The organism is Desulfurococcaceae archaeon MEX13E-LK6-19 (genome assembly GCA_029637525.1).
GTDB lineage: Archaea > Thermoproteota > Thermoprotei_A > Sulfolobales > Desulfurococcaceae > MEX13ELK6-19.
The window spans coordinates 1649014-1671540 of sequence record CP072660.1 but is presented as its reverse complement, the minus strand read 5'-3'; the positions used below and the strand labels follow the sequence as shown (position 1 = coordinate 1671540).

The following is a 22527-nucleotide window of genomic DNA, read 5'->3' as shown; positions in this document are numbered from 1 at the left end:
TTTTGTTATAAAAGAATTGTATGGATTAACGTTTCTTTCTTGTTATTACTATGAATATCACTATTATAAGTAACGCTATAATGGTAATGATTAATGGTTGCAGGAAACTTGGTAGAATTGTAGGTGTTGTAGTTGCCGCTGTTGTTTCTGTAGTTGTGGTGGTCGTTGATGTTGTTATTGTAGTGGTTGTTGTCGTAGTCGTTGTAGTGGTGGTCGTTGTTGTTGTGGTTGTTGTGGCAGGAGATGGTTTTCCTATATGTACTATTTTTGTTAGTGAAGCATTATTACCTGCCTTATCATAAGCGATTATCTTAAGCGTATACGTTCCGTTACTTAATAGACCTAGCTCCCAAAGTTGGTAATCATTTTTCGGAGTACCATAGTATTTTAGTGTATTATTCACGTAAATAGCGATCTTATCAGGGTACGTATCGACGACAAGTATCTTTATTGTTGCAGTGATATTAGGTTTTTCAATGTAGTCTGGGCCAACGAATATTATCTCTGGAGGCGTCTTGTCTATTATTATATTGTAGTCCAGTGATGATTTGTGGCCAAAGTGGTCATAGGCAATGATCTTTAGTACATGTTCTCCTTCACCGTACTTCGATACGTCTATTGTGACATTGATAATGATGCAGGGTTTACTGGCTTTGTCTGAATACACTAGATTATTGTCAACATATATTGAGATGTTGTCTAGTGTGTAATCGGAGACCTCTATTTGTCCTGATATGGTTATCGAGGTGTATTTCGGGAGATACTTTACAATTATTTCCGGAGGATAGACGTCGATGAGTTTTTCTTGTTCCAGGATCTTTGATACATTGATACCATTGGTAGCTATTATAGTAATATTGTAATACTCGTCCTTGGGAATGAAAACGAAGCCCTTGGCTAAAGTATTGGTAATTGGTGTTATCTCATTAGATGAGATTATCGTACCCGAAGATACTATGGAAGACAATGATACCAGGGTGTCTTGTGTAGTATTTAAAGTAAGCAATAATGTTCTATTAGTATCTATTGTTTCTAATATTGTCTGGATACTTGATGGTATATCAAAACTCTTAAGATCAACTATTACAGCACCATTGACTGGATTGTAGAGCTTGTTTCCGATTAAAGCAAACCAGTCACTATCGGCAGGTCCTTTTATTTCTATTGTAGTGTTAGTCATTTTGATTTCTATATTTGTTGTACCATAAGGTGCCTTAATGAATACTTGTACATGGAGTCCCTTGAGGTACTTCTCTATCCTCAATGGGAATATTGTGTGTTCCCCATATACTGTCTCCTTGTAGTTCATTATAGTGTATCTCCAATCTAGAGGACTGATCATTTCTTCTCTGATAGATATGGTTCCCTTATAGGTTCCTACCGGGATGATTTCGTAGGTTCCATCGGGCTTCAGTATAAGGAACACATAATGGTATACTGGTAGGCCTACTGATGAACTAGATAATGGTGCTCCTCCGCCACCCGTTATAATGAGTTTTGTGCCATAGTAGTCCTCAATCCTCCATACATGCCAGTGCCCTGTTATCACTAACTTTATCTTATCACTATGGTCTCTAACCAGTTGACGTAAAAACTCCATTTGTTGATAGCTGAAATCTGTTGGATAATTGTAGTTACTTGTTAACGGGGGCACGTGGAATACTAGTATTATGCTTCTCGACCCACTGTTTTCGACTAAATTTACTATATCGTCTCTACTGATTTTGTTATCGATCGCATATCCGTTTATTAGTATCATTCTCCAGCCGGGTATATCGTCGCGATAGTAAAGGTTTGGTGCAACCATGGTCTCCCAGTAATTGCGATCTGCTCCTAAGTGTGTGTAGCTCCAGTCATGGTTTCCTGCTGTAACCCACATGTTGTTATAGCCTATGAGTACCTTGAGGAACTCGTCTATCTGGTTCCTCTTGCCTGCGCCAACGTGATCACCTGAACCTAGGTAAGCAACAGGATTAGCTATCATGAATTGCGCTAGATTATCATAGAATGGCTGGTCAAATTTATACGAGTTAACCCAGTCACTGGGTCTATTATCGCCATATGCTATAACAGGGTACCAAGGAAGATACTTTGGTATAAATCTATACCACACCCATAACGGTGCCTTGTACTTTTCCAGTACGTTATCAGGTATTTTAGCTAATGGTATTTCTTCAGAGGAAAACGAGACACTAAAGGTCTCTTCAGTACCGTCTACAGTTATGATTATAACTAATGTGGACTTGCTTGTTGACGAAAATACTGTGTCATCAAACAGGACTTCAAGATCCATTGCCACAACCGTCTTTATGGGATAGTATATTCTCCCCGAGGTATTGATGTATATTCTGTAATTCACGTAGCTAGTATTGCTAAGCGGTTTGTCACTAAATACTATGCCTATGTAGAGGTACCCGGGTTTCCGTGTTACCAATACTTTCTCTATGGCAGTACCAGGATAAGCCGGGTAATCGTCTACGCTATTAATAGCTATCTCTTTGTATCGTAGTGCACTCCATTCATTTACGAAACCATCTATTAACGGGCCTTGTCTAGCCATTGATATAATGTCTGGTGCGCAGAAGCTACGTCCATTAAATGGGCTGAATCCACTATACAATTCCTCAAGATCATATAGGCCGTCGCCATCAGTATCGGTTGTGAGCACTTCTTGTAGAAGCTCCCATGCATATACAGGATTTGATTCAACAATATTGTATGCTTCAAGAAGCTTATAGTAAATATCATAATAGGGGATTACATCTTTATACATGTTATAGTAGTAGTTTACAGCAGCAACAATATAATCTGTGTCAATACTTGTTGTGTTAGCCATATAATTAATGTCTTGGGCATTTATAGGTAGTTGAGACAGTAACATTAAGGCGAGTATAAACAGTATAGCCATGTACTTATACACTGTAGGGTTCCCCCTCAATAATGTTTCTAGCAAACTAAGTCGGGAAACCCCTTATTTACTTGACCTTACTTATTAAGTAGTAAAAGTATTGATTCAAGAGACTTGTTCTCTTGAAGAAGGAGATCTAGTTCACGGTAAACGTTGTCGATTAAAGCGACTAATTCATTGTATTTGTCGGTGCCAGGCTCCATGTATAGTATTCTGGAGTGTTTTTCTCTTAGCATAAATAATATCTCCGGGAAATACGATCTATTGTTACATCCTAGCTTCAGTAATAGTGACTCTAAAAACTCTTTCCAATAGATATTACGCCATGAATGCCTTAGTGAAGTTGCTATGTAGACAGCATAGCCTTTACCATACTTTTTAATGGTAACAACAGGGTGTCCATGATAAGCGCCTAATGCTTCAACATCATTGCTGGTGACATTAATGTAGTCGAAATCTGGTCCAAGAACAAGTCTATAGGTCTTGTTACCTAATGCTATACTAACAATACCAAGAGTATGCTCTGTACTATAGTCCATTGGATTATGCATAATGTATTTCCCTGTTCTCGTCACGCCAAATAGTTTTTGAAACACCTTTTGGTCTCCATTGATAATCCATTTAGCGAAGAACGCATCAGCTATTAGTACTCCCCCGTTTTCAACGTATTTGAGTAGATAAGACATTGTCTTGTTTGATACAAAATATGTTGCAGGAGCGAATATCACTGGTAAACTCCAGGGGATTTCATTGGTGAACCCGTTTACTGTTATTCCATCGTATATAAAGTATGGTTTGTAACCAAGAGTGTAAGAAATTGTTGTACATGCGTACAAGTATGAACGTGCCCATATCCAGTCGCTCACTATAAATAAATTATTGTATTCACTATATATGACCCCTGCATCATACTTATAGGATCTATAATACTTCCCTATATCAACCAGGTAATCTTCTAGGTGGTTTAATAAGGCAAGAACCTTCTTTAATTTATAGTATTGTTGTTTAGGTTGTTTATACGGGTCCACAAGCCCATAATATCCTCCATCCATGTAATGGAACATGTCATCCCATTCAAACCATATAATGGCTTTTGCACCATATTGGAGAGCAGCTGATATCCATCGTAGTATTTGTTCTTCAGAAGGATATCCATCCTTGCAATTAATCTCCATCAATGCTATTTCTTTATCTGGGTGAATAGACATCATTATATCGTAGCTAAGTGTAATCCATTCGCTTGTGGTTTCTATAGGATATATGTCAAGACCCATTATGTCGGCTGGATTATAGCTGTAGTATGGGCTTGTACTTGAGTAGGCTCCCTGGCTCCACAACCACCATGGCATAATGTTGATTATGATTGGTTTACCTGGATCAATTGATCTCACTATCTCGGCTAGGTCTTGTGTAAAGTTAGATAATGCCTCGATATGGAATTGACGCCAGAGAATCCATTTTGTAATAAATTCTCTACTTAAGCTCCATGTGGTCCACACATCGCTTCTAGGTCTCGGGATCTCATCTGGTGAAATGTCTATGCCATACTTGTTTCTAGCCCATTCAATAAACGCATCTATAGCATAACTACTATAATCGGCAAGTCTATTGCCCCAGTACATGTTCTCGGGATAATGGGGTTCATTAACTATATTGTAAGCCACAATGCATCCGTAATTCTTTGTTACATTAACTGTTTTCTCAAAGAATGTCTCTATAAACGATCGTACTTTAGGGTTAAATATGTTTGGGAAACTAGTTGGAAGAAGTTCTCCATTCTGATCCTCCATCACGAAGCCTCTTTCCCACATCCAATCAGGAAGAGTATAATGGATAGTCACTATAACACTAAAATTCATTTCACAAGCAAGGCTAAGGAACTGTTCTAGTTTATCATACTTATATTTTAACCCATAAGGAGAGCTGAGCACTATATTTGAAGGAGCTACATAGAATATTCTTATGGTGTTGAAACCAAGATCTCTCATCAACAGTAGGTCTTTTCTCCAGGATTCAGGAGTGTTTTCAAGTGCATGGTATGCTACGCCTACAAGAATTTTCTTGTAGAGAATATGTTCTTGTTCTATTTCTTGTTTTGACGTCGTCGTTGTGGTTACAGTAGTTGTGGTAATGGGAGTGATCGTAGTGGTTGTTTCAATGAGGGTTGTAGTTGTTGTGGTTGTAGTTATTGTTTGAGTGATTGTTGGGGTGGTGCTTGTGTACTCTTGTTGTGTTGGTGTGAACGGTAATGTGGTGAATATGAATGCCACAAGTATTATGAGTACTATTATTGATGTTATGGCTATGATCGTGTTTTTCTTCATTTCTTGGCGCCTTTTCGTGAGATCTTCTTTTTGAACTTCTTATAGTACTCGGATCTTATTCTTGGGTTGAATATTTCTTCGAGAGCGTATGAGAACATTATGAATCCTTCTTGTAGTAGTACTATCGCGAGAAGCGGTGCTATGAGTAGGTAGTATAGCCTGGGTGTTAGGAAAGCGCCGCTTGTGTTGTAGACTATGTTGAGCATCATGCCCCAGTTTGTTGGGTCTACTGGTAGTATTCCAAGGAAGTATAGTCCTACGATCGCATATACGGCTCCTGTTGCATTGAATATGAAGTTTACTGCTATGTAGCTCATGATATTGGGGGCTATTTCACTGAATACTATGTGTCTAGTCGGTAAACCAAGACATTTTGACGCCTCAACGAATGGTTGCTGTTTGATACTTAATACTTGTCCACGTATGGCTCGGGCGAGACCCGCCCATGATGTTATACTCAGCACTCCAGCTATGACGAGCGGGTTGTAGGCTAGCTCTGGTACTCTCTGGAAATACGCTGCTATAGCTATGTATAATGGTAAGCCAGGTATATTCAGTACTATATCAGTTACAGCCATAAGCCCGGAGTCTACTTTTCCGCCTTTGTATCCAGCTAGAATACCTAGTGTGACTCCCACACCCGTCGTTATTAATCCTACAAGTAGGCTTATGAGGAGTATTTTTGCTGCGCCATTTGCAAGGAGTACAAGCATGTCTCTGCCTAGAGGGTCTGTTGCAAGAGGATGTTCAAGGCAAGGCATAATGTTTGATCCTTCATATCTTATGTTGGAGAATGGGGCTATGTATAGTCCTAGGATACCAAGCGCTATGAACATAAATACTAGCATTAAACCTATGAATGCTCTCTTATTCCTCCATATAATCATCAAGATCTCGTGCATGCTCATCACCTACCAGAGACACGCACTCTAGGATCGATTAAACCGTAGAGCAGGTCGGCAAGTGTGACGCCAACTATGATTGCAAGTACCTCAATGAATAGACACGCTTGTACTACAGCGTAGTCACGAGCCCACGTGGACATTATGAAGAAGTATCCTATTCCCCTGTAGGTGAATAGCCACTCGATAAAGTTTGATCCACCGAACATGTAGCCTAGTGTTATGACGAAGCTTGTGAACAGTGGTAGTATAGCGTTTTTACCAACATAAGTAATCGCTATTCTTCTGCCGGGCAAACCACGTGCCTCGGCTGCCGCCACATAGTCTTCGCCGAGGACACCTATTGTGCTACCCCTCATTGCTAGGGCCCATCCGGGGAATCCTACTATTACATATGTTAGTATAGGGAGTGTTGCATGCCATAATACGTCCTTGAAGAACTCTAGGTTGAAACCAGGAGTGACTCCGGCACTATACTCTCCGTAGTACGGGAATAGTTTGAGTTGTACGGCAAATACTATGAGTATAATGATGCCGATAACGTAGTCTGGAATAGCTCTCCAAGCCATCAGCATTACTGTGACTACGCTATCGATCTTGGTTCCTCTTCTATACGCTATCAGCATGCCTATAAGTATGCCTACTATGAACTGTATTGTTATTGCTATGGATAATGTGAAGACAGTCCATGGTAGAGCGCTTAACACAATATCTATTGCTGGCCTGCCTTGGTACTGAAAGCTTTGCCCGAAATTACCGTGGAAAACCGATCTAATGTAGTCGAAGAATTGTTCCCATAGTGGTTTCTGGGGATAAATAGCATAGAGTGTTTTCGCTCTACTATAGGCTATGTCTGGTGGAACACCTTGGGCAAGCTGGCTGTTGATATATGCCTGTATAGGGTTACCTGGCATAAGACGGAGGAGCATGAATCCTATGATAAGTACGGCTAGTAGCGTTGAGAAAGCCAGTATTACTCTGCGGGCAAGCCAGTACAATCTCGCTAACCCCTACTTGATAATATTGGCTTCACGCACTTATTCTATGATGGAAAAAGGGTTTTGATAGATAAAAGATTTTGGTAACTACGTTTTCTTCCTAGCTAGAACAAGCCCTATTGCGCCTAATATGATTACTACAATGGCTGCTAGAAGTAGAGTCGTGTTAATACCGGGGGCAGTTGTTGTCGTTGTTTCTGTGGTTGTTGTCGTCGTGGTTGTGGTTGTCGTTGTTGTAGTGGTCGTGGTTGTTGTAGTTGTGGTGGTTGTCGTTGTAGGCGTTGTCGTTGTTGGTGATGTTGTTTCTGTTAGTGAAGTCTTTGGTATGATTTTTACCTTTCCTAGAAGTATCATCACTATTGTTGTCTCGAATCTACTTATACTGCCATTCCACCAAAGTGGGTCATCGCTTGGAGGCCATTTCATGATGAATGGGCTATCAAGACCCTCTCTTGTGCTAACGTATACAGGTATTCTCTTCTCGCCTATCGGTAAGATGGGTAGTTCTTTGTTTACAAGGATAGATAATAGCCTAACAGCGTTCCTAACAGTGTTCTCGTCACTGCTCTCAAGGTCTCTCCATAGTTTGCTAGCATTAAGAGCACCATAGCCCTCCACGACAAAGGTTGTATTTAGTCCGAGACCCTCGAATCTGCTAACCCATTGCCAGTGGCATGTCCATGGATGTAGTATGTTCCAGGCACCCCACCAGTTGAGGATCATGTCGAATTGTAGGCCAGCCCATATTTGGCTCCAGTAGGTTGTATCTTCTACTGCACGGAAATCTACTTCAAACCCGAATTCCTCGAGCTGTGCTGCTATGGCTTGACCTATGGCAGCCCAGTCAGTCCATCCGCTTGGTGCATAGAATCTTATTGTAAACAACTGGCCGTCAGGGGTATACCATTTGCCGTCGGGCCCCTTATAGAAGCCTATGCTTTCTAGTAACTGTCTTGCTCGTTCGAGATTCTTTTCATATGGGTCGAGCATGTTGATTGTAGCTGGGTCTAGCCATTCGCTTCTCATCCAGTCATGTAGTGCATCAGGTATTTCTACAGGTGTATACACTGATCTCCAGCTTTGGACTGCTTCTGTTCTATCAATAACATAGGCTATTGCTTGTCTAACTTCTGTATAGTTGAACCAGGGTGCTTCGGTATTGAAGTAAATTGCTACACCAGAGTCAGGTACTTTCACTATATATGCCCAAGGCTTGCTGAGTACTTGTGCCTCAACATTCGGGTCCATTACAGCGTCTCCACTGTCAACAACACCGCCTAGATAGTACTGCCACATGTGGGGGTTGTCTTGTGCACGGATAACTTTGATTTTGTCGAATACCTGGCTCTTTGGTCTCCAGTAATGTGGATTCTTCACGAGTATGGCTTCAGCACTTGTTCTAGACTGGAGTATATATGGTCCTGTACCTATTGGTTGAGATGGGTTATAACCAAATACCTGGGCCAAGATCTCTTGTACTTTCGTCATATTACCGGAGGCTTTTGCCTCAACAATTTCTTCAGCCCAGTGTCCATAGATATGGTAGGGCATTGCTATGGGTACACTATACAATATAAAGTATTCTTCGAGGAGACGCCATGTACCGGGTTTTATCTCTAGAACAACGGTGTAATTGTCAGGCGTCTCAATATTCGTTATGTCTTGGTATTCACGCCATCCCCACTCCTTTACTATGATTATTTGTGTCCACAAGTCTTTGCTTGTAAACGGACGACCATCATTCCATGTCACGTTTCTTCTTAGGTGAATAATTAGTTTGTTTCCACTCCACTCCCATGACTCCGCTAGCCATGGTATGAATGAATTGTTTTTACGTACATAAATTGCTAGTTTCTCCCAGATGAGCTCGTTAGCTAGATCCCACCAGAATGCTGGTCCTATGAGGTTGAATTTTGTATCAGAGATTGGTCCAACCCATGATGGTATGACAAATACTTTCTCCCCTTCATTGAACGCTCTAGGTGATAATGCTAGTGTTGTTGTTAAGAGCGATGATGATACTAGGAGTATTAACAGTATTGTATAAACGGATTTTGTCACTCTTGGGACACCCCTAGTATTTAGAATTTTCAACTAGAGATATATGTATTGTCTTTACTTACAGAAACTTACCTATATCTCTCTGTAGGCTCTGGCCTGTCTACGTATATCGATAACCAGTATCATTACGAGAACTAGAAGTATAATCAGTGATATTAGAGATACATAATATTGCGGTGTTGAGGGGTCCAAGTAGAGTAATGGAAGAACCGCCATTACAATCAGTATTAGGAGTATAGTGAAAATCATTTTGCCAAAAACTGGTTCAACCAAACACACCACCTATTTCTTTGCATATAGGTGGCATGCAACATAATGATCTTTCTCGACTTCAATGAGTTTAGGTCTTACCTTTGCACATATATCCTTCTCTAAAGGACATCTTGTATGGAATTTGCATCCAGGAATATACTTTGTTGCACTAGGTATATCAACTCTTCTTAATGGTAATTCCTTTGTCCTCTTTAGTCTTGATAAATCAATTTCTGGTGTTGCTTCAAGTAATGCTCTAGTATAGGGGTGTAGAGGATTAAATATTACTTGACTAGGCTTACCTATTTCGATTACTTCTCCTAGATACATTATAGCTATTTTACCGTTTGTCCTCTCGGCGAAATATCTGCCGCTGGCGAGTTCGTGTGTTATAAAGACATAGCCTATCTTGTATTTCCTCCAGAAATCAATCATAAGGTTCATCAAGTCTATTCTTAAACTAACATCTATAGCTGATATAACCTCGTCTGCTACAATAAGTTTTGGTCTAACCGTTAGAGCACGTGCCAAGCTTATTCTTTGTTTTTCACCGCCACTAAGCTGGTGTGGATACCTGTAAATATACTCCTCGGGTGGTGTGACCTTAACGTCTTCAAGAAGCCTAATCACAGCATCCACAGCTTCTTCCTTCGATTTAACCAGACCCCAGTATTTCAGTGGTGTAGCCAATATATCAAACACGGTCTTAGTAGGGTTAAGCGATGAATAAGGGTCTTGGTGTACAAGCTGTACGCTCCTACGATACTCCATATACTCTTTACCGCCAAGCCTATAGACGTCTCGTCCTTTGAACAATACTCTACCACTGGTGGGTTTCTGTAAGCCAGCTATGACCCTACCGAGTGTTGTTTTTCCACAGCCGCTTTCTCCCGCAACAACGAGTACATCGCCTTGATCTAGGTCAAGCGATATCTCCTCTAATGCACGTACAATAAATCTCCTCTTGAGGAGACCACGTCTTATCTCAAAGTATACTTTGACTTTATCGAGTCTTATTAGGGGGTAACCATGGCTCAAGTCTTGGCTACCTCCCATGGATCGAGTCCAGCCATTTCACTCCATCTATGGCATGCAACCCAGTGCTCTTTGCCAACTTGTACTAATGGTGGATGCTTCTTGAAACACTCTTCACGGGCGACAGGACACCGTGGACTAAACCTGCACCCAGGCGGGGGCTCAATGGGATCAGGATGCTCACCAGGTATTGGTCTAACTTTGGATAAATCGCCTTTAACGGGAGGTATTGATCTAAGTAAGCCCTTGGTGTATGGATGAAGCGGGTTCGTTAGTATCTCCTTTATCTCCGCGAACTCTATTATCTTGAACCCATACATTACTGCAACATAGTCTACAAGACTTGATATTAATGGTAGGTCGTGTGTTATGAATATCATTGTGATACCTGTTTTCTCATGGATACTCCTTAGTAGATCCACGATGACTTTTTGGGATATCGTGTCTAGTGCTGACGTAGGCTCATCAAGTATTAATACCACAGGATCCAATAACAGGCCCAGCGCTATTAGTGTACGTTGTTTCATTCCACCGCTAAGCTGGTGCGGGTAAGCCTCAAGAACACGGTCAGGCTCTAGTTTGACTATTTCTAGTAGTTTTGACGCTTTATCTAGAACAGCTTCTTTATCATACCATCCATGCGCGTAGGCTGTGTCTAGAAAATGGTCTTTGATTTTTATTGTTGGGTTAAACGCGTTTTGTGCCCCCTGGAAAACCATTGCTATTTCTTTCCATCTTATTTTCTTCAGTTGTTTCTTCGGTAAAGATAACACATCTATTTCGCCGAGACTAGGACTCCTAAACAATACTTTGCCAAGAATCTTGCCCGGGGGAGGTATTGTTTTTATTATTGCTGACGCAAGCATTGTTTTACCTGAACCGCTTTCACCAACAATACCTGTGATCTTGTTTTTAGGGATATCTATATTGACGCTATCGACGACACGTGCAATACCACGGGGCATTTTGTATACAACACTCAACTGGCGTAATCCTATAATAGACCACGATGGTAGTCTTGGCTCGGTAAAAGCCTCTAGTGATGCTAGTGTTTTTGCCAACTATGTTCTCCTCCACCTGGCTAGAACGTACTCTAAGACCTAGGTACTAGTTTTGCCTAATATTAATCTTAAAACTAGTTTACATGCCCATTAGTAATAATTATACCTACTTAAATAAAAGAACTGGAATAGAGTATTTTAGTCGATTAACAACTTTAGTAGGAGGATAGCATAGTGTCTAACGCTAAATTGGTGAAGTATCTCACCATACTAGCGATTATACTAGTTGTAGTAGCCTATCCTGTTCTATTAACATTTAACATTAATGTATATCATGATGTTATGGAGCGCTCTGTAAGCTATCCCTACGAGCTAGTCTATACGATAAAGGGATCAACTAATACAATGCAGTTCTCAATACTGTACAATGGATCTTTCACTATAGTTGTAGACAAAAATGGTATCTGGGTAAAGAACTTCACATATAATTACAATATATATTATTATGTACCTGAGGAGCAAGTTGACAAGAAAGAACTCAATGAGAATCTTGTAAACGAAACAATGTTTAAGAAACTGTTCATGTTAAGTAATCCGCTCGTCTATAGTCTCGGCAATAACGTTATCGACGAACTCTTAGCATCAGGAGGTAATCTAGTGGTTATAGATAATGTTGCCCTGATGTATAGAGGAGAAGACACTATTAAGCTTGAAGAATTAGCTAATGCTGTTGCAAAAGTCATTATCATGAGAGCTGGAGAGTACAAGAGAGACAATATTACTGCAGGAGAGCTACCACTAGTTATCACCATACATAAGTATACAGGTATAGCACTAAAAGCAGAATATTATTCATCAAACAAGTATACAACAATAAGAGTGTTCTTGACAAACTATAGTAGTCATCCACTAAAGGAATACTTCCTTTATGCAATAGTTTATGAGCGTCTAGTTGATGTAGATTATGGTAAACACATCATCTTTAATACAGTATTATTCTTTGGGACAATAATAGTTTGGAGTATGCTTGTTGGAGAACTTGGTGAAAAAACTTGTGGCAGGAAAACATATGTGTTAATGATAGTCTCCGGATTAACGTATGCAATAATCGCATTAATGATTGCATCAGGTTATAAGTTATTATATATGGTTGTAGTCTACTATCTATCATTGGCTATATTGTTGTCATGCTTGTCACTATGGTTACGTGAATATACTGGGAGTAGACAAATAACATATACTATCTTGTTGTCTTCAGCGGGACTATTGGTTTTACTCATATACACGTTGATGATGCCATTAATGTATGCAGGAAGTCTCTATAAAATTGGTATAGAAAGTGGAGTTATCACCGAGAACGAGACAGTGCTCTCGCCATATGACCTTATTCAGCGTGGATTAGATCCGTTAATAGTTGTTAAAGAGAATCTCTACTATAGTGTTGAAGGAGTTAATGCAGTGCTTATACCTATACTCTTCTCATCGATCCCATTGATATTGAGTGGTGTTATTGTTTTAAGGTATATCGGTAAGAAACTTGATGCCATATGTTTGATCGTGCTTGGCCTAGCTAATCTGGCTCCAGGACTTGTTGTTCTTAAATTTAATGAACTGCTAGGAATTATGAAGAACAGTATAATTAATTATAAATATTATCTCATAACATTGGGTCTTGACTTAGGGACTACATTCTACGATTATTTGCTTACAATTACTAGCATTATAGTAGCTTTGCTAACTATAAAGTATATTGTATTTGAGCGTACACGTGGTTGAGACGAGCAGTAAGGTAAGTAATGTGTTTGGTTATATAGGTTATATACATGTAATTACTAAACAGCTTTTACTTGAAATTGCTAGTCTTGTTTGTACTGGGTCAGGTTTAGTCTAAAGGGGTGTAGTGTTTGACACTAAAAATACCTAAGCCTCTTGGTACACTGAAGAAATATCCTAAACCCGTCTTAAAACCAGATAATGTAATATGGCGTAAAATAGCTGTATTTAATCCGGCAATATATATTGACAAGGAAGGAAGATTTAAGCTATTGTACCGTGCTATCGGCGAACACTATAGGTATATCAGTAGAATTGGTGTTGCTATTAGTGAAGATGGAATAAACTTTACCTTTATGGGCAACAAGCCCATACTCTATCCTGAAAGGCCTGAGGAATGGTGGGGTGTTGAAGACCCTAGGGTAACATTTATTGATGGAAAGATCATTATGACGTACACTATGTGGGATAGGAGAACAACTCTAGTGGGTATAGCCGAGATAGTAGATATGGGAGACAAGGTTGTCGCCAAACGTAAAGGTATAGTCAAGTTCCCCGCCTACAATAAGAATGCAGCCTTCATAAAAATAGGCGATAAAATACTCTTGATCCATAGACCCTGGTACTGGGGTGTTCGCCCTAGTATATGGGTTTCAAGAGTAGACACGTACAAGGGTATTGTAAAAGCTGTTCCAAGCCAGTCTTGGATACTCTATGACACTCCTGTCAACGACATAAAAGCAGGCATGGCTGCTCCACCGATAAGACTTGATAATGGTGAGTGGCTCTTCTTGTATCATGTGGTTCATCCTCCAGAGTACTATACAGTCCATGCCGCACTTGTTGACAAAGAGTTTAACAGGATAATAGCGGATGCGCCTAAGCCAATACTAGTGCCTTCAACGATCTGGGAGCTGCATGGAGATGTGCCTTTTGTAGTCTTTCCATGTGGTGCAATAGTTATTGATGATGAACTTAGGATATATTATGGTGCCGGAGACAAGGTAGTAATGATGGCTTATGGTAGTTTAAGCGAGTTGGTATCAATACTAGACAAGCATAGAATTGAGTAGTAGGGAAAACCACTATGGTATTGGAATGTAAACGTCCCTTATGCTCAGCAACGGTTTTTGCATGTAACACGGCAGCTGCTCTCTTAGACACATACACTAAGCTTGTTCCAGTGAAAACAGAATACACTCCCCCGGAGTTCACTAGGCTAGACCTAGATGATGAAGCGAGAATTGTTACAGATCTATACAAGCATGGTAAATACGAGTACGTAGTAATTGGAGCGCCAAGCGGCGGTGCTGCCCAGTTAGCTATACTGTTCAATGCACCTCTCCTTCCATGCAATATTCTTACACCAGTTAAACGAGATAGGAGAGGCCATCCCGATGATATTGATTCTTATCTTAGTGAAGCATTAGAACTGGCTCTATTGCTTGAGCGGAGGACTGGTAATAAAATCGATATTTTGATCCACTATGACCCTATTCACGACAGAAACTGGGTTACACATAACCTGACAATAAGAATTCACTTTAAGAAACTACCCCAAGTATACAAGGAGTTCATCAAGGGTAAACTAGTATCCAATGGGACAATAATATATGTCGATGTGAAGCATCCTTGGATACAATACAAGTTTACTGAAAACATATACGTGCAAGTGGGTGGAGCAGATGACCTGGATGACTGGGAGTACGTAGAGGAGTCCGATAAGATAAAGAAGTATGTTGATGTATTTAATATAGAAAAGTATCCTTGGAGAACAGATCTTCTTGATGAAGCAGAGAAGACGAGATTACCTGAAAGCGAATGGGGTTCAAGAGAGCAGCTTCTAGAAGACGTAAAGCATTTTGCTGAAGAGAATGGCTACAGGCTAGAAGTGATAACACTTGATAACTTCTACCATACAATGTTTCTTGGAACCTCGGCTTACTTGGCGCTGATGGGGGAGTACAAGGGAGTTGTTGTAGAGAATTATAAACAGAGTTCTTCAACACTATTTGTCAAAAAGAAGTACTTGCCTCTATGGAGTGTGTTTACTACGCGGAAATCACTGTATTATACCGACAAGTTGTTGGAGAAGATAATCGATGGAAATAAAGTAAGCGAGTTAGTGTACGTGACTGTCCCATATGGTTATAAAGAACAGAGGACCAAGTGGCCAGACGCTCTTAGTGTTAATGACTGGCTTGAAGTATTCAATAAGTATGCTAGGGATACAGTACTTATTCCAAGAGAGATCAAGCCATATCAATCTACGCGGACACTAGATGTAATGAATAAAATCTATGAGGAGGCTTGGAGTCTAGGACGGGAAAAACCCTACATTAAAAGTAATGTAAATAGCGAGGCTATCTTGAGTGTAAAGAAGTTTCTAGTAGAATTTATTCATTACATTAGTTAACCTATGTGGTATATTGTTTTACATTGTATCGTAACTTTTATTTTGTGTTTATTTAAATATACTCTTTGCAGTAATTGCTACTATAAAAGCGGTGAAGAATATTATTGTGGTTAATGCGATAATTTTTTCTTCATAAGTAGGCTCGCCTGGTAACTGTATTGGGCCATGGTCGAACACTATAGGTGTTGTTGTATTGTTTTCTCTGGTATACCCTATGAAGTGTACTCTTATTATCCAGTTCTCAAGGTTTGTCACGTTTACGTGTAGCTCATAGGTGCTGAGTACTAATGCTGATGTCTGCATACTCCAGTGTAGTTCAACAAAGTATATGTCTATAGTCTTGTTGTCTTTATGTATAACAGGGTTCTCTAAATTACATACATAATGTACTACATCTTCTGGTGGCTGGTTTATAGGGAAAACAAGTACTCCATCGGGTCCGGTACTCCATACTCTAACAATAATTACGCTGTTGTTAGGAGCGGGTTTCCACGCGATGACTGCCTTATTGTACCCCGGTATTTCTTGCACATATGGTGTCCAATGTGGTATAAAGTCTAGTTTCATATAGCCTGTGGTTTGGCTGGAAACGTTTACCTCTATGTTTTTCTCAAGAACTTTCTTGGAGTTTATGAAGAACAAAATAGTGTACTTCCCTTGCTCGGGAAGGCTAATGTGAATTTTTTTAATTATAATAGAGTGTAGTGTTGTGTTCAAGGAGTTTTTATTCACAATTACCAGCACTTCAAGTATGATGTACTTAGTATTATTAACTTCTATAATTGATGGTCTAAACCAATATACATTATATAGTAGGGACCTCAAGTAAAACCCTGCATTAACAACAATAGTGCCATTAGGGTACTCAGCTATTTTACTAACCCAAGGACTAGTTATCAAATACAATGGTGCAAGAATGTAGTCCTCTGAAGATAAAGCATGTATCCCATATGTAAAACCAGAACATATAGGTGCTATAAGGCTTGTAACCATAATAGTCAGCATTGTCATTATTCCAACGGAGACTTTCTCCAAAGAGTACTCGCCTCCCACTACTATTTGTGTCAAAAACAGTATATGAATAGATAGTTGCATAACAATATAGTAACTGTATGTACGGTAATACTATGTAGTCGAGAAAATATGGTTGTATTATTAAATAGTTCTTGTTGTCATGTCATCTTTTGTCAGGTTATTTTCGACTACTTATTTTATTGTTTTTGTCCCGGCTATTCTTTCGGCTTGTTCTATCTTTGAGAAAAGTATTGTAAGTACTGTAGATACTATTGCTATAGTTGTTACCACTAGTATGAAATGATATACATTGAAATCAATGTAGAGTCTTGCTGTTCCTTCATCGCTTGGAGTCGATGATTTAGATGATGTAGGGAGCACGAGTTCTCCATTAATATAGACTTTTATCTTCCAATTAGTCAAGGAGAGTTCATCTACATAGTAAGTATATGTGTGACATACTAAGGCAAGACTTACTACACTCCGTTGTAGCTCCAGGAAGTAGAATTCTATAGCTCCTTCATCTTTGTCAACAATGGGATTTTCTATACCATGGGATTCAAACATTATTTGTTCTGGAGGATTGTTAATCGGGAATACAAGAACTCCTATTGGACCGGCAGTCCATATTTTTATTTCTACTTTATGGCCGAAAGCCATGGGAGTTATTTTTACCTCGACTTTAGGGTGTCCTTTGGGAGTCCAGTGGGGGACTGTGTGAAAAACACAATTCGTGATAGCTTCAGCGTCTTTACTGGCATAGTGTAGCTCCATTGTTGTTGTTAAGACTTCCTCTCCGTTGATAAAGAATATTACAGTATAGATGCCTGGCTCGGGAACTGCTACGGGAAAACTTTTCGAAAAGTAGTTTAGGGCTCTAGTCAGGAAAGGCTTAGAAGTAATGACGATTGCTTCAATAATAATATATTTTGTGCTTTCATTGCAGAGAATGACTGTTGGTTTGAACCAGTAAACTCCTATACGGGCATTATGTAGCAGAAACTCAGCTCTGATAATAGTAGTGCCGTTGAGATACTCCTTTACTTTAGCCACTTTTGGAGAAATCACGTTGCTTGGTGGAATAAGCTTGTATGCGCTATCATGACTATCATAGCTATAACTACTTTCAGCATTAACCACATTAAATGAAGGTAATGGTGTCAATGTAATGATCATGCCAAGTAAAAGTAGTAGTGTAAATACAGTGTTTTTATTCAATATTGTTTCCCCGCGACTCTATCTAAAATATTAGTTTAGTTAAGACTGGTTTTTAGTCAAAAGGTTTGAACAATTATATGTAAAAGTACTGTCTTTATGTGGGGGTATGAACTGATAGATTATAGATAAGGCGTTATTCTTTTCTTATGCTACTTTGTTGCTAGGCTGTTTTCCTTCTAGTACTTGTTTTATTGTATTAATTGTCTTATCGAGTATTCTGTGGACGGCTTCCCATGTATTGTATGCTATGTGTGGTGTTATTATTACGTTGGGGTACTTCATTAGGATATGGGCTTCCAGACCTTTCTTTAATTCTTCAAGACTATACTCTTTTCTTCCATAGATGATGTCCATTTCTTCTCTGAGTACACGTTCTCCCTCAATAACATCGAGGGCTGCCCCCGCCAATATGCCTTTGTCTAGTGCTTCTACAAGAGCTTCAGTCTCAACTAATGGGCCTCGTGCTGTGTTTACCAGTATCGCTCCTCTTTTTATCAAATGTATATTGTTCCTATTGATTAAGTGGTAGGTCTCCTTGGTTAATGGTAGATGAAGCGTTATGATGTCAGAGTTCTTTAGTAGAGTCTCTAGGTCAACGTACTTTACACCATATTTTTCCACGAGTTCTTTCCTTGGGTATATATCGTATGCGAGAATCTTCATGCCGAATGCGTGGGCTAGTTTCACGACATAGCTTCCTATTCTCCCGGTGCCCACGACACCTATTGTCTTGCCCTGGAGTTCGTGTCCACGTAGTTTGACCGGATCGAACCACTTGCTCTCCTGGATCTCCTTGAGTCTCCTAAGCAACGCCATTATGAGGAGGAAAGTGAATTCGGCAACAGTATTCGAGCCATAATCAGGTATATTATAGACTTCTACTCCTCTCTCACGACAAGCATCAAGATCTATGTGATCGTATCCTGTGGATCTTGTTACAATAGCTTTTAGTCTAGGTAATTGCTCTAAGACATCTCTGGTTATACGGGAGTAAATGAAGATACTAAGTATTTCGGCATCGCTAATTCTACTAATGATTTCAGGAGCTAGCTTCTCCTTTAAGAGAACAAGGTCATGTCCACTAAGTTCTCTTCTTATAATAGGTTCCTCCCAGCCCTCGAGCTCAAGGAAGACAATTTTTGCCATGCCCACCGCCGCTCTTCTTTCTCGGCATTGGGAGAATACTAAGGGGATATTTATTATTTATTCCCACCAAGTTCCCACGAGGTATGTTTTAAGTTAATAATCCACTTACTCGTATAGATTATTCTCCAAGGTAAGTACAAGTATTGGTGAGAGAAGCTTGGTCAAAGTTCTTGCAACGGATATTGATGGCACTATAACTATTGATAGAACAACTACTATGGTTGATACTGATGTTATAAAGTATATGAGAGCCCTTGAGAAGAAAGGTGTATACGTAGTTCTTGTATCTGCTAATGCGCTACCTATTGTGGTTGGTTTAAAGAAATACTTCGGGCTTAAAGGGCCGTGTATCGGTGAATCTGGTTCACTAGTATTCATGGATGGTAAAATATATTCGCTGACCAATAGGAGTGCTGCTAATGCAGCCAAGGATATAGAGAAACTGTTTAGCGAGTGCATATACCCTAGTTGGCAGAACGCTTTCCGTCTCCACGACTACGCTTTTCATGTGAGAAAAGAGTGTATTAATAACGCGGATAAAGTGATCAATGAGTTAAGGGAGTATATTAGAAAACATTATCCAGATATTAAAGTCGGGTATAGCGGGTACGCCATACATTTAACCCCAGTTGATGTATCTAAGGAGAAAGCGTTATCGTTTATAGCAGAGAAATTAGGGTACAGTCTCGAGGACTTTGTAGCCATAGGCGATAGCGTTATGGATAAAGATATGGTTGAAGCAGTTGGTTTCGGTGTGGCTGTTGCCAACGCTGATGAAGAATTAAAGAAAGTCGCAAAATATGTTACCAGAGGAGCTAGCTCAAAAGGTTTTATCGAGCTTGCCCAAATGATTCTTGAGGGAAGACTAGGTTGAGTAACAAACGGCAACTTGTCTTCGTTAAAATAGGGGGTTCTTTCATAACTTACAAGGATAAGCCATTCACAATAGACTATAGGGCTCTCGAGAGTCTAGCCAAGATCTTAAAGAAAGTAGCAGAGCATGGTGGAATAAGAATTCTGCTTGGACATGGAGGAGGCTCTTTTGCGCATCCGGTAGTAGAGATGTTCAAGAAATCTAGTGATCGCGTGAAAGCTATTGTTTATTGCCAGAAAGCTACAAGGCATCTCAATAAGATTATTCTCGACTATCTTGTCGATGAAGGTATTCCTGTTGTACAAGCCCAGACAAGCATGGTTATTTGTTGCAGTGATGAACTACATGTGAATATAGAACCCATAGTTACTGCTCTAAATAACAACCTTATACCAGTTATCTATGGAGAATGTATTCACGATAAAAACAATGTTTATACAGTGTACTCTACAGAAAAGATCTTCAAGGTGCTTATTGAAAACAATTTGCAGCCAAATAGAATAGTGTTCCTTGAACGGGTTCCAGGAGTCTACAATAAAGATCCTTTCCTCTATAAGGACGCAGTATTGATAAAAGAGATCAATAGGAGAAATATTGGTTTGATCAAAGAGGGGTTGGGTGGAAGCAAGGGTATAGATGTAACAGGTGGTATGGCCTCCAAGATTCTCCTAGCATTAGAGATAGCGAAGAAGTACAAGATACCAAGTATAGTGGTATCGGGGTTCAATATAGAGGACTCAGTGAAAGCAATTGTCTCGGGGAACCCTGGAACTGGCACAGTAATATACTGGTAGAAACAAGACTACGAATAGGGATGATGTACGCTGGATTGTCTGAACATGGTGATGTCTTCCGGCCTTACTGACCTTTTTACACGAAGTATATGGTTGTGGTATGGTCTTCTTTATCTACATAAGCTTGTCTTTTAGCGCTTAGAGAGACTGTTATTGTGTCGCTCGAAATGATTATGTATTCATATAAGTGTGTCCCAGGTGTTACGATCGTTATGTATTCCTCGAACCCGAGGTCCTGTCTCCGGATCTCGTAGTTCTCGATCAAAACCTCTTTGACAACTTCTCCTCTGCCCTTGAAGGGCTCAATGGCTTCTTCAAGGTGGAGATATATGACTTTCTTCCTCTTAGTCTTACCGATCTCTGTTTCCTCGTAATCCCTGATTTTATCCTGTAGAATAATTGCTCGAGGCCTTAGCTCCATTACGAGATTACTTGACTGAAGCGTAAGTATACCTGATTTAACGACAATATCGATAAACCCTTTCTGGAAAGCTATTCTCCTACCGCCAGTCTTCATGAAACATCCCTTCAAACCATAACTATACATGCTATCCTACAATAAATAAGAATATGCTTTTACTTCAAGTAAAACCTGCTAAGATATAAATGAGGTTTACACAAAACTATTTAGAGCTAGTAGTTGTTGCCGAGAAATACTATTGCATAGTAGGTTATTTCATATGAAAATAGGGTGCATATAGTTGCCCCAACAAGCCCCGCATGGCAAGCGTTTCGAAGATTATCTTGAGGCAATATATTTGCTTGAGAAAGAGAAAGGCGTGGCCAGAGTACGTGATCTATCGAGACTCCTCGGCGTAAAGCCCTCGACTGTAGTAGAGCATCTCGAGAAGCTTTCTCGCGAAGGACTTGTTGTCTACGAGAAACGAGAGTATATCAGATTAACAGAGAAAGGCATGGAGTTGGCCAAACAGATATACGAGTACCATAAGGTTGTAAGAAGGTTTCTCAAAGAAATACTGATGCTCCCTGAGGAGATCGCGGAAAAAGATGCATGCTATATAGAACACGGAATCCACAAAGACACTATTATTAGACTAAAACTATTCCTAGAATACTTCGATAAACACTTCAAGGAGAAAGAAAAATTCCTAGAGGAATTAAAACAGTATTATACTGAACATCAGTAACCCCGTTCTAGGCTTTTATCTATAGCTTATTTTCTGGTATCAACGTGTATGTATAGTTTTATTTAAGGCAATAGTTTATATTCTACTATAGCTGTTTAATGAATACTCCTAGTGGAAAATAATTGAGTAGCGGAGGCGCCCGGGATATGCCTAAGACCCCTAGTGTCATACTAAAGAACATGCTTGCCCAAACACAGTACGAGCTACTTGATATCTACAGGTTTAAAGACCATGATCTCGTTCGTGTAAAGAATACCTCCACAAACAAAGTATACCTCGTCAGAATAGAAAAACACGTCAATGACCTTGTCAGCGAGGAAGACTTCAAGAAAACAGTAGAGCAAATACTCAACGAAGTAAAGAAGCTTGAGGAAGAAGAAAAGAAGAAACAACAGAAACAAAGCTAGTCCCCCAGATTTAAACAACCCAAGCAAACAATAATTTTCAATACAATCGACTCGAAACCATCCAGTACATACGTGTCCATAACATTGTACCAAATATCTTCGATGACCAAATACGAACAATCACCATAAACTCATTATTGTAAACGCTTTACTTAACCATATTCTTGGCAATCAATATTCGATTAAATAGTGTTTTGTACCTTAGTAGAGAAAAAATAAGCTTGTTAATGAGAAAGTAATTACTTAGGACAGGTGA

19 protein-coding genes are annotated in these 22527 nt (G+C 39.7%); 7 read left to right on the top strand and 12 right to left on the bottom strand.

What is annotated here, in order from left to right; all coding sequences use genetic code 11:
- Positions 1-25: 25 nt before the first annotated feature.
- The 8 genes from J4526_08635 to J4526_08600 all read right to left on the bottom strand — a co-directional run bounded on the left by J4526_08635 (position 26) and on the right by J4526_08600 (position 11541).
- A complete protein-coding gene (locus tag J4526_08635) occupies positions 26-2920 on the bottom strand; it encodes a metallophosphoesterase (GenBank protein WFO75125.1) in 2895 nt (964 codons plus the stop codon).
- Between the two features lie 65 nt (positions 2921-2985).
- A complete protein-coding gene (locus J4526_08630) occupies positions 2986-5232 on the bottom strand; it encodes a beta-galactosidase (protein ID WFO75124.1) in 2247 nt (748 codons plus the stop codon).
- Entirely contained in the window at positions 5229-6134 is a 906-nt protein-coding gene (locus J4526_08625) for an ABC transporter permease (GenBank protein ID WFO75123.1), read from the bottom strand. The genes J4526_08630 and J4526_08625 overlap by 4 nt, the downstream gene beginning before the upstream one ends.
- Positions 6135-6139: 5 nt before the next feature.
- Positions 6140-7132 carry an ABC transporter permease gene (locus J4526_08620; GenBank protein WFO75122.1) on the bottom strand — a complete coding sequence of 331 codons (993 nt, stop codon included), beginning with the start codon at positions 7130-7132 and terminating at the stop codon, positions 6140-6142.
- 87 nt (positions 7133-7219) lie between these two features.
- Entirely contained in the window at positions 7220-9193 is a 1974-nt protein-coding gene (locus J4526_08615) for an ABC transporter substrate-binding protein (protein WFO75121.1), read from the bottom strand.
- Between the two features lie 72 nt (positions 9194-9265).
- A complete protein-coding gene (locus J4526_08610) occupies positions 9266-9466 on the bottom strand; it encodes a hypothetical protein (protein ID WFO75120.1) in 201 nt (66 codons plus the stop codon).
- A 9-nt stretch (positions 9467-9475) separates the two neighbouring features.
- Complete coding sequence (locus J4526_08605; GenBank protein WFO75119.1) at positions 9476-10501, bottom strand: ABC transporter ATP-binding protein; 1026 nt, start codon at positions 10499-10501, stop codon at positions 9476-9478.
- Entirely contained in the window at positions 10480-11541 is a 1062-nt protein-coding gene (locus J4526_08600) for an ABC transporter ATP-binding protein (protein WFO75118.1), read from the bottom strand. Before J4526_08600 ends, J4526_08605 begins: the two co-directional genes overlap by 22 nt.
- A 174-nt stretch (positions 11542-11715) precedes the next feature.
- On the opposite strand from J4526_08600, the gene J4526_08595 reads away from it, so the two are divergent.
- From J4526_08595 to J4526_08585, 3 genes are all read left to right on the top strand, one after another.
- Positions 11716-13257, top strand: coding sequence for a hypothetical protein (locus tag J4526_08595; GenBank protein ID WFO75117.1), 1542 nt, complete (start codon positions 11716-11718; stop codon positions 13255-13257).
- A gap of 128 nt (positions 13258-13385) precedes the next feature.
- Positions 13386-14327: a hypothetical protein gene (locus J4526_08590; GenBank protein WFO75116.1), complete on the top strand. Its 942-nt coding sequence runs from the start codon at positions 13386-13388 to the stop codon at positions 14325-14327.
- A gap of 14 nt (positions 14328-14341) precedes the next feature.
- On the top strand, positions 14342-15670 hold the full coding sequence (locus J4526_08585) for a hypothetical protein (GenBank protein WFO75115.1): 1329 nt from the start codon (positions 14342-14344) through the stop codon (positions 15668-15670).
- A gap of 48 nt (positions 15671-15718) precedes the next feature.
- On the opposite strand, the gene J4526_08580 is transcribed toward J4526_08585, so the two are convergent.
- The 3 genes from J4526_08580 to J4526_08570 form a co-directional block, all read right to left on the bottom strand.
- Positions 15719-16705 (bottom strand): hypothetical protein, encoded by a 987-nt coding sequence (locus J4526_08580; protein ID WFO75114.1) that lies wholly within the window; start codon positions 16703-16705, stop codon positions 15719-15721.
- Positions 16706-16876: 171 nt separating this feature from the next.
- Complete coding sequence (locus J4526_08575; protein ID WFO75113.1) at positions 16877-17902, bottom strand: hypothetical protein; 1026 nt, start codon at positions 17900-17902, stop codon at positions 16877-16879.
- 144 nt (positions 17903-18046) lie between these two features.
- Complete coding sequence (locus J4526_08570) at positions 18047-19048, bottom strand: hypothetical protein (GenBank protein WFO75112.1); 1002 nt, start codon at positions 19046-19048, stop codon at positions 18047-18049.
- 157 nt (positions 19049-19205) lie between these two features.
- Between J4526_08570 and J4526_08565 the strand changes: the two genes are divergently transcribed.
- Both J4526_08565 and J4526_08560 read left to right on the top strand, forming a co-directional pair.
- Positions 19206-19922, top strand: a complete 717-nt coding sequence (locus J4526_08565; protein ID WFO75111.1) for a phosphoglycolate phosphatase — start codon at positions 19206-19208, stop codon at positions 19920-19922.
- Positions 19919-20716 (top strand): hypothetical protein, encoded by a 798-nt coding sequence (locus tag J4526_08560; protein WFO75110.1) that lies wholly within the window; start codon positions 19919-19921, stop codon positions 20714-20716. Before J4526_08565 ends, J4526_08560 begins: the two co-directional genes overlap by 4 nt.
- Before the next feature lie 76 nt (positions 20717-20792).
- On the opposite strand, the gene J4526_08555 is transcribed toward J4526_08560, so the two are convergent.
- The gene (locus J4526_08555) at positions 20793-21233 is read right to left on the bottom strand and encodes a hypothetical protein (GenBank protein WFO75109.1); all 441 of its coding nucleotides are present in this window, start codon (positions 21231-21233) and stop codon (positions 20793-20795) included.
- A 184-nt stretch (positions 21234-21417) separates the two neighbouring features.
- On the opposite strand from J4526_08555, the gene J4526_08550 reads away from it, so the two are divergent.
- Both J4526_08550 and J4526_08545 read left to right on the top strand, forming a co-directional pair.
- Positions 21418-21864: a metal-dependent transcriptional regulator gene (locus tag J4526_08550; protein ID WFO75108.1), complete on the top strand. Its 447-nt coding sequence runs from the start codon at positions 21418-21420 to the stop codon at positions 21862-21864.
- A gap of 146 nt (positions 21865-22010) precedes the next feature.
- On the top strand, positions 22011-22271 hold the full coding sequence (locus J4526_08545) for a hypothetical protein (GenBank protein WFO75107.1): 261 nt from the start codon (positions 22011-22013) through the stop codon (positions 22269-22271).
- Positions 22272-22527: the final 256 nt, after the last annotated feature.